The sequence below is a fragment of the Dactylosporangium maewongense genome (assembly GCF_039531485.1).
GTDB lineage: Bacteria > Actinomycetota > Actinomycetes > Mycobacteriales > Micromonosporaceae > Dactylosporangium > Dactylosporangium maewongense.
Genome location: NZ_BAAAQD010000006.1, coordinates 477,291 through 485,128 on the forward strand (window position 1 = coordinate 477,291; position 7,838 = coordinate 485,128).

Consider the following 7,838-nt stretch of genomic DNA (forward strand, 5'->3'; position numbering starts at 1 on the left):
GCGAATGGCGCGCATCACCATCAACGGAATCTCGCTGGACCCACTCGCCCAGGCGCACCTGCTCACCGCCGCCGGCCTTGCCGCGCCGGACGCCGCACGCTCGGACTACGTCCTCGTGCAGACCGCGGCGCCGCTGACGGGAACGGAGAAGGCCCAGCTTGCCGATCTCGGCGTAGAGATCCAGGAGTACGTGCCTGAGGACACGTACCTGTGTCGCTTCCGCCCAGCCGACCTTGGACCGGTACGCTCACTCCCGTTTGTCACCTGGGCCGGTGTCTACATGAAGGGCTTCAAAATCCCGGCGGCGTTACGTGGTGCCCAGCCCGCTCCCGCCGGTGCGATCCTGCCGGAGCCCAATGGGCACGGGCCGTCCCGCAAGCCGCACACCGTCGACGTCGTACTGCACCGGGGCGTGGATGCGATGTCCGAGCAGGTGCGCAATGACGTCGCCGCGGCAGCAAGAGTGGACCCGGCCGGTTTGCGGCCCGGCGACCGCAAGGTTCGGGTGACCATCGAAGAAGGACAGTTGGACGAGCTGGCCTCACTGGATGAGGTACGCCAGATCGAGCCCGTGCCCGAGCGGCAGCTGTTCAACAACATCGCTCGCCAGATCGTCAACGCTGACGTGCTTGTCAATGGTACGGCGTACCAGGGTGATGGGGAGATCATCGCGGTCGCGGACACAGGATTCGACCGCGGGTCCACAACGAACGTGCATCCAGCCTTCAACGGACGAGTGAAGAAACTCTATGCCCTCGGTCGGACCAATCCGGCCAGGACCGACGACCCGCACGGGCATGGGACGCATGTGGCCGGCTCAGCCTTGGGCGACGGCCACTCGGCCACCATGGGTGGCGCGATCCTCGGCACCGCGCCGATGGCGGAGTTGGTACTCCAGTCCACACTCGACTCCGCTGGAAGACTGGGCGGGCTGCCGGTTGATCTGCACGACTTGTTCCGGCCACCGTATGACAACGACGGTGCCCGGGTGCACACCAACTCCTGGGGCGCCGTGGAACCCGGGTTGCCGTACGATGCGTCAGCCTTTGAGATCGACGACTTCGTATGGAACAACCAGGATATGGTGATCTGCTTCGCAGCTGGCAACGACGGCCGGGACGGCAATAGCAACGGGGTGGTCGATGCGGGCTCGATCGGCTCGCAGTCAGCCGCCAAGAACTGCATCACGGTCGGGGCGAGCGAAAGCCAACGGCCATTCGCGCCGACGTACGGCGAGTTCTGGCCCGGCGACTTTCCGGCCGACCCGCTCAACTCGGATCAACAGGCTGACGATCCGGATGGCATGGTCGCGTTCAGCAGTCGTGGCCCGACCAAGGAGCTGCGATCCAAGCCGGACGTGGTGGCTCCGGGCACCTGCATCCTGTCGGCCTTGTCCCGCAAAGTGACGTCGCCTCCGACGACATTCGGGCCATCGTCAGACCCGCTGTACTTCTTCGACAGCGGCACGAGTATGGCCACCCCGCTCGTTGCCGGGTGCGCGGCCGTGCTGCGCGAGACACTCATCAAGAACGGTACGCCCAAGCCATCAGCCGCTCTGGTCAAGGCACTACTGATCAATGGTGCGGTCGAACTGTCAGGCCAGTACTCACCGACCGAGGCCGGACCGTCGCCCAATAACAACTCCGGCTTCGGTCGCGTAAACCTGGCCAACTCGTTGATCATTCCAGGTCCGAACCCGGATGGTGGTTTCGGAGAGGGCGGCCCACTGGAGCAGGGCGATGAAGACGGCATCACGATCGATATCCCAAGGGAGCCGCCGCACCGACCCGGGACGCACGTGCCCACCGCTCCCGGCGTGAACTTCAAGATGACGCTCACGTGGACGGATCCACCCGGACCCGCCCTGCAGAACGACTTGGACCTCATCGTGGTTGCGGCGGACGGCAGCGAGCGGCACGGCAACATGGGAACGTCAGCCAAGTTCGACCGAACGAACAATGTCGAGCAGGTGCTCTGGACGAATATGCCTCCTGGGCAGGCGACGATCACGTTCCGCGCGTTCCGGATCACCCAGGTTCCGCAGCCTTACGCCTACGCCTGGCGGATCACCTGACCTGACGGCTGAGTCGTGCTCGATGGGTTCGTTGACCTTGATGGTGTGCGGCACGGGCTCGGGTCCTCCTTCGGCCAGGTGTCGTTGCCTGCCGAACCCAGGTCGTGTCCGCGTCCTGACCAACGGAAAGTCCCCCGGACGGTAGCGCCCGGGGGACATCCCTTGGTCAGACTCGCCGATGCCTCGTTGATCTCAACGTGCCCCTGGAGGGGTCACTCTGAGAATGGTCACACTCAGCTGCAGCCGCTGGTGGAGCCGCAGCCCTCGCACACGTAGCAGCTGCCGGCGGGGCGCATCTTCGTGCCGCAGGTGAAGCACAGCGGCGCGTCGGCGGCCTTGCCCTGGACCAGTTCGAGCAGCTCGGTCGACGAGCCCACCTTGCGCGGCGCCGGCGTCTCGACCTCGACCGGCTTCGCCACCGGCTTCGTGGTGGCCGCGACCGGGGCGGAGTTGCGCATCTCGGTGAGGTCGACGTCCGGCTCGCCCGCCTCGGCCCGCAGCTGTGCGGCACGCTCGGCGCTCGTGAGGATGCCCAGCTCCGAGCGGGTGTCGAAGTCCAGGAAGTCCAGCGCCAGCCGCCGGAAGATGTAGTCCATCACCGACGAGGCCAGGCGGATGTCCGGGTCGTCGGTCATGCCCGCCGGCTCGAACCGCATGTTGACGAACTTGCTGACGTAGGTCTCCAGCGGGACGCCGTACTGCAGGCCGATGGAGATCGCCACGGAGAAGGCGTCCATGACGCCGGCCAGGGTCGAGCCCTGCTTCGACATCTTCAGGAAGACCTCGCCGAGGCCGTCGTCCGGGTACGACGACGCGGTCAGGTACCCCTCGGCGCCGGCGACGGAGAACGACACGGTCGAGCTGGGGCGCTTCTTCGGCAGCCGCTTGCGGACCGGGCGGTACTCGATGACCTTCTCGGTCTTCACGACCTCCTGCACGACGGGCGCTTCCGCGACCGGCTCTTCCTTCTTCGACTTGCTGACAGCCGACAGGGGCTGGCCGACCTTGCAGTTGTCGCGGTAGATCGCGAGGGCCTTGAGGCCGAGCTTCCAGCCCTGGAAGTAGATCTCCTCGACGTCCTCGACGGTGGCCGCCTCCGGCATGTTGACCGTCTTGGAGATGGCGCCGGAGATGAACGGCTGGATCGCCGACATCATCCGTACGTGACCCATGGGGGCGATGGTCCGCTCACCCATGGCGCAGTCGAAGACGCTGTAGTGCTCGGCGCGGAGGCCGGGGGCGTCGACGACGTGGCCGTGCTCGGAGATGTGCTCGACGATCGCCTCGACCTGCTCCTCCTGGTAGCCCAGGTTGCGCAGGGCGCGCGGGACGGTCTGGTTGACGATCTGCATCGAGCCGCCGCCGACGAGCTTCTTGAACTTGACCAGCGCCAGGTCCGGCTCGACGCCCGTGGTGTCGCAGTCCATCATCAGGCCGATGGTGCCGGTCGGGGCGAGGACGCTGGCCTGCGAGTTGCGCCAGCCGTGCCGGGCGCCGATCTCGTTGCCCCGGGCCCACTCCGCCGTCGCGGCGACCTTGATGGCCACGTCGACCCCGCCGACGGTGGTGATGGCGTCGTTGGCCGTGGCGTGCTGCTGCATGACCCGCTGGTGCGGCAGGGCGTTGCGGGCGTAGCCGTCGTAGGCGCCGACGATCCCGGCCAGCTCGGCCGAGCGCCGGTACGCGGTGCCCGACATGAGGCTGCTGATCGTCGCGGCGACCGCGCGGCCACCGTCGGAGTCGTACGCGAGGCCGCTGGCCATGAGCAGCGCGCCGAGGTTGGCGTAGCCGATGCCGAGCTGCCGGTACGCACGGGTGGTCGCGCCGATCTTCTCGGTCGGGAAGTCGGCGAAGCAGATCGAGATGTCCATCGCGGTGATGACGAACTCGACCGACTTGACGAACTTCTCCACCGCGAACGAGCCGTCGGCGTTGAGGTACTTCATCAGGTTGAGCGAGGCGAGGTTGCAGCTGGAGTTGTCCAGGTGCATGTACTCGCTGCACGGGTTGGACGCGGTGATCCGCCCGGTCTCCGGGCAGGTGTGCCACTCGTTGATCGTGTCGTCGTACTGGATGCCGGGGTCGGCGCACTCCCACGCGGCCTGGGCGAGCTTGCGGAAGAGCTCACGGCCCTTGACCGTCGACACGACGCTGCCGTCGAGGCGGGAGCGGAGCGCGAACTCCGCGTCTTCCTCGATCGACTGCATGAACTCCGCGGAGACCCGGATGGAGTTGTTGGCGTTCTGGTACTGGACGCTGACGATGTCCTTGCCGCCGAGGTCCATGTCGAAGCCGGCGTCGCGCAGAGCGCGGATCTTGTCCTCTTCGCGCGCCTTGGTCTCGATGAACTCCTCGACGTCCGGGTGGTCGACGTCCAGGATGACCATCTTCGCGGCACGGCGGGTCGCGCCGCCGCTCTTGATCGTCCCGGCGGACGCGTCGGCGCCACGCATGAAGCTGACCGGGCCGCTGGCGGTGCCGCCGCTGCTGAGCAGCTCCTTCGAGGAGCGGATCCGGGACAGGTTCACGCCCGAGCCCGACCCGCCCTTGAAGATCAGCCCCTCTTCCTTGTACCAGTCGAGGATGCTGTCCATCGAGTCGTCGACGGCGAGGATGAAGCAGGCGCTGACCTGCTGCGGCGACTGGGTGCCGACGTTGAACCACACCGGCGAGTTGAAGCTGAACACCTGGTGCAGCAGCATCCAGGTCAGCTCGTGGGCGAACACCTCGGCGTCGGCGGACGTCGCGAAGTACCCGTGCTCCTCGCCGGCCTTGCGGTACACCGTCACGACGCGGTCGATCAGCTCCTTCAGCGACCGCTCGCGGGCGTCGGTGCCGACGGCGCCGCGGAAGTACTTGGTGGTGACGATGTTCGCCGCGTTCACGGACCAGAAGTCGGGGAACTCGACGCCGCGCTGCTCGAAGTTGATCGAGCCGTCGCGCCAGTTGGTCATGACGATGTCGCGACGCTCCCACGTCACCTCGTCGTAAGGGTGGACCCCCTCGGTCGTCCACACCCGCTCGACGCGCAGGCCCTGTGCCTCTTTGCGCGACGCTGCCTTGGTCTTCGTCTCCCCCGCCATCCGCGGCCCCCTCATTGTCTTCGGTGGTGTTCTGGTTCGTGTCTCGTCGCTCGTACTGGCGCCGCTCAGCCGACCGGTTCTGCGGCGCGCTCCCCCTGTGGCGGCGCCGCCTGGTGCTGCGGGGCGCCCTGTGCGGTGCTCTGGTGCTGTGTCGCGCTGGCCGGGCGGTTCGAGGCCGCGCGCAGCGACGCGATCTCACGCTCGAAGTCCTGCAGCGAGTCGAACGATCGGTAGACGCTCGCGAAGCGGAGATACGCCACCTCGTCGAGCTCCCGCAGCGGCGCCAGGATGGCGAGGCCGACCTCGTGGCTCGGCAGCTCGGCGGCACCCCTGGCGCGCACGGTCTCCTCGACCTTCTGCGCGAGGACGGCGATCGCGTCCTCGTCGACCGGCCGGCCCTGGCAGGCCTTCCGGACCCCGGCGACGATCTTGCTTCGGCTGAACGGCTCGGTCACTCCGCTGCGCTTGACGACCGCGAGGACGGCCTCCTCGACGGTGGTGAACCGCCGACTGCACTCGGGACAGGACCTCCGGCGGCGAATGATCTGGCCGTCCTCGGCCTCCCGGGAGTCGACCACCCGGGAGTCGGCGTGGCGGCAGTACGGGCAGCGCATGCGGTGGCCTTCCAGTCTACGTCGGATATGTCCTGACAAAACGCACGCGAATGCCCAACGGTCGGCCTTGGATGCTGGCCTCCGCTGGTTCTTCACCGTAAGTAAGGGTGATTGCCGAATCCACAACCTGTGGACGACTTACAGCCCTGTAACTACTACATCTAGGGGTAGACGCTATGCCTGACCGCTACGTGGACGCAAGTTGAACGGAGATTTCCGCCCCCTGCGTGTCGCGGCTCTCAGTGGCCGCAGCACATTTGTCCTGATCAGCGCTGCCGGGGCAGGGTAAGCCGCTGTCCGGCGTCGACACTGTAGCCGTCCAAGTTGTTGAGACGGCGGATCTCCTCCATGGTCGCGTCGCGCCCACGGCCCCCCGCGTGACGGGTCGCGATGTCCCACAGCGTGTCGCCCGGCTGCACGATCACCACGGGCGCCGGTCCCGGCTGGTCGGCCGCCTGCCCGGGCACCGCGACGAGCGTGAACAGCCCGCCGGCGACCACCAGCAGCAGACAGAAGAGCACGACACGGCCGCGCCGGGTGAGCCGGATGGGTGGGTTTCGCGGGTGCTGTCGCATCTCAGCCCTCGATTCCGTACAGCCGTTCGATCGAACGGACGTACGATGGTCTACCAGAGCGGGAAGACCCGAGTCCAGCAACACGCCGAAAAATCGGCGCGCCACGTAGTACAGATGTTTGAAACTGTCACACCTCGGCGATACGGTGATCCACACACGATCGAGACGATTGATCGGGATACCCGAAATTTGCGACAGCCGGCGCCGTCACACCCGGTGGCGGTCAGGTGGCGGGCCCCTCAAGGCCCGTCCGCACCCGCGGCCTTCCCACCGCGGGTGCCAACAAGAGGGAGGACGACGTGTCAGCCGACGACCGCACCGACGAATCCGCCGAATCCGCCGAGGTCACCGCGATCGGCAGCGGCAGCAGCCGCCGGGCCGGCACCCGCCGCCGCGGAGGCGAGCCGGAGATGCGCGCGGTCACCGCGGTGGTCAGCGCCTTCCCCGACCTGTTCGCCGCCGACCTGACCGTCCGCCAGCGGCGCATCCTGGAGTTCATCCGCAGCGCCGTCGACCGCAACGGCTATCCCCCGAGCGTCCGCGAGATCGGCGAGGCCGTCGGCCTGGTCTCCCCCTCCAGCGTCGCCTACCAGCTGAAGGAGCTGGAGCGGAAGGGCTACCTGCGCCGCGACCCCAACCGCCCCCGCGCCGTCGACGTCCGCCCCCCGAGCGAGCTCGTCGCCGTCGACGAGGAGGCCGAGCGCGCCGCCCGCCCCGCCCCCGCCTACGTGCCGGTCCTGGGCCGCATCGCCGCCGGTGGCCCCATCCTGGCCGAGCAGGCCGTCGAGGACGTCTTCCCTCTCCCCCGCGAGCTCGTCGGCGAGGGCACCCTCTTCATGCTCCAGGTCAAGGGCTCCTCGATGATCGAGGCCGCCATCTGCGACGGCGACTGGGTCGTCGTCCGCCAGCAGCCGACGGCCAACAACGGCGACATCGTCGCCGCCATGATCGACGGCGAAGCCACCGTGAAGACCTACCGCAACCGCGACGGCCACGTCTGGCTCATGCCGCAGAACCCCGCCTTCGACCCGATCGAGGGCGACCACGCCACCATCCTCGGCCGCGTCGTCACCGTCGTCCGCCGCATCTGACCTCCCTCCCCCTTCCCGCACCACCCCGCCTCAGGGCCCGCCCAGCCACCCGGCTGAGCGGGCCTTCGCCTTGCTCCCCTTCGTCTCCGCTCCCCCACCTACAGCCGCCCTCTCTCATGATCCCGAAGGCTTGTTGTTGCCTGAGCGACCAAAACCCTTCCGGATCACGGAAAACCCCGTCCGGGCCGGCCAGCACCCACCACACCCCGCCGACCACCGCGGGACATCACCACCCCCACACGCGAGCAGCCCACCCTCATGATCCCGAAGACTTAGAGCGACCGGCAAATGGGCGTTACTTGAGCCTGCGGGTGGTGAGTCGGGTATCCCAGCGGTAGAGCGCACGGGCGCGGCGGATGAGTTGACGGACTGTGACGAAGGCTGCGGCCAGATACAGGTAG

Annotated in this window: 5 protein-coding genes and 1 pseudogene; 2 read left to right on the forward strand and 4 right to left on the reverse strand. The window is 67.6% G+C overall.

The genetic code is table 11. The features are described from left to right. The first annotated feature begins 4 nt into the window (after positions 1-4). The gene (locus ABD332_RS18690; protein ID WP_344503232.1) at positions 5-2,074 is read left to right on the forward strand and encodes a S8 family serine peptidase; all 2,070 of its coding nucleotides are present in this window, start codon (positions 5-7) and stop codon (positions 2,072-2,074) included. A 233-nt stretch (positions 2,075-2,307) separates the two neighbouring features. On the opposite strand, the gene ABD332_RS18695 is transcribed toward ABD332_RS18690, so the two are convergent. The 3 genes from ABD332_RS18695 to ABD332_RS18705 all read right to left on the reverse strand — a co-directional run bounded on the left by ABD332_RS18695 (position 2,308) and on the right by ABD332_RS18705 (position 6,346). Continuing rightward, positions 2,308-5,157, reverse strand: coding sequence for a vitamin B12-dependent ribonucleotide reductase (locus ABD332_RS18695; protein WP_344503233.1), 2,850 nt, complete (start codon positions 5,155-5,157; stop codon positions 2,308-2,310). 65 nt (positions 5,158-5,222) lie between these two features. Next, the gene (nrdR, locus tag ABD332_RS18700) at positions 5,223-5,771 is read right to left on the reverse strand and encodes a transcriptional regulator NrdR (protein ID WP_344503234.1); all 549 of its coding nucleotides are present in this window, start codon (positions 5,769-5,771) and stop codon (positions 5,223-5,225) included. A 266-nt stretch (positions 5,772-6,037) separates the two neighbouring features. Further along, positions 6,038-6,346 carry a LysM peptidoglycan-binding domain-containing protein gene (locus tag ABD332_RS18705; protein ID WP_344503235.1) on the reverse strand — a complete coding sequence of 103 codons (309 nt, stop codon included), beginning with the start codon at positions 6,344-6,346 and terminating at the stop codon, positions 6,038-6,040. 410 nt (positions 6,347-6,756) lie between these two features. Here ABD332_RS18705 and lexA point away from each other — a divergent pair, with 410 nt between their 5' ends. Then, positions 6,757-7,437, forward strand: coding sequence for a transcriptional repressor LexA (gene lexA / locus ABD332_RS18710; RefSeq protein ID WP_344503255.1), 681 nt, complete (start codon positions 6,757-6,759; stop codon positions 7,435-7,437). A 295-nt stretch (positions 7,438-7,732) separates the two neighbouring features. Here the strand turns inward: lexA and ABD332_RS18715 are convergent. After that, positions 7,733-7,838, reverse strand: a pseudogene (locus tag ABD332_RS18715) (IS5/IS1182 family transposase); the annotation flags it as partial.

Bases quoted from the DNA above. Each gene is read 5' to 3' on its own strand.
- ABD332_RS18690 (WP_344503232.1), top strand. From the start codon at position 5: ATGGCGCGCATCACCATCAACGGAATCTCGCTGGACCCACTCGCCCAG.
- ABD332_RS18695 (WP_344503233.1), bottom strand. From the start codon at position 5,157: ATGGCGGGGGAGACGAAGACCAAGGCAGCGTCGCGCAAAGAGGCACAG.
- nrdR (WP_344503234.1), bottom strand. From the start codon at position 5,771: ATGCGCTGCCCGTACTGCCGCCACGCCGACTCCCGGGTGGTCGACTCC.
- ABD332_RS18705 (WP_344503235.1), bottom strand. From the start codon at position 6,346: ATGCGACAGCACCCGCGAAACCCACCCATCCGGCTCACCCGGCGCGGC.
- lexA (WP_344503255.1), top strand. From the start codon at position 6,757: ATGCGCGCGGTCACCGCGGTGGTCAGCGCCTTCCCCGACCTGTTCGCC.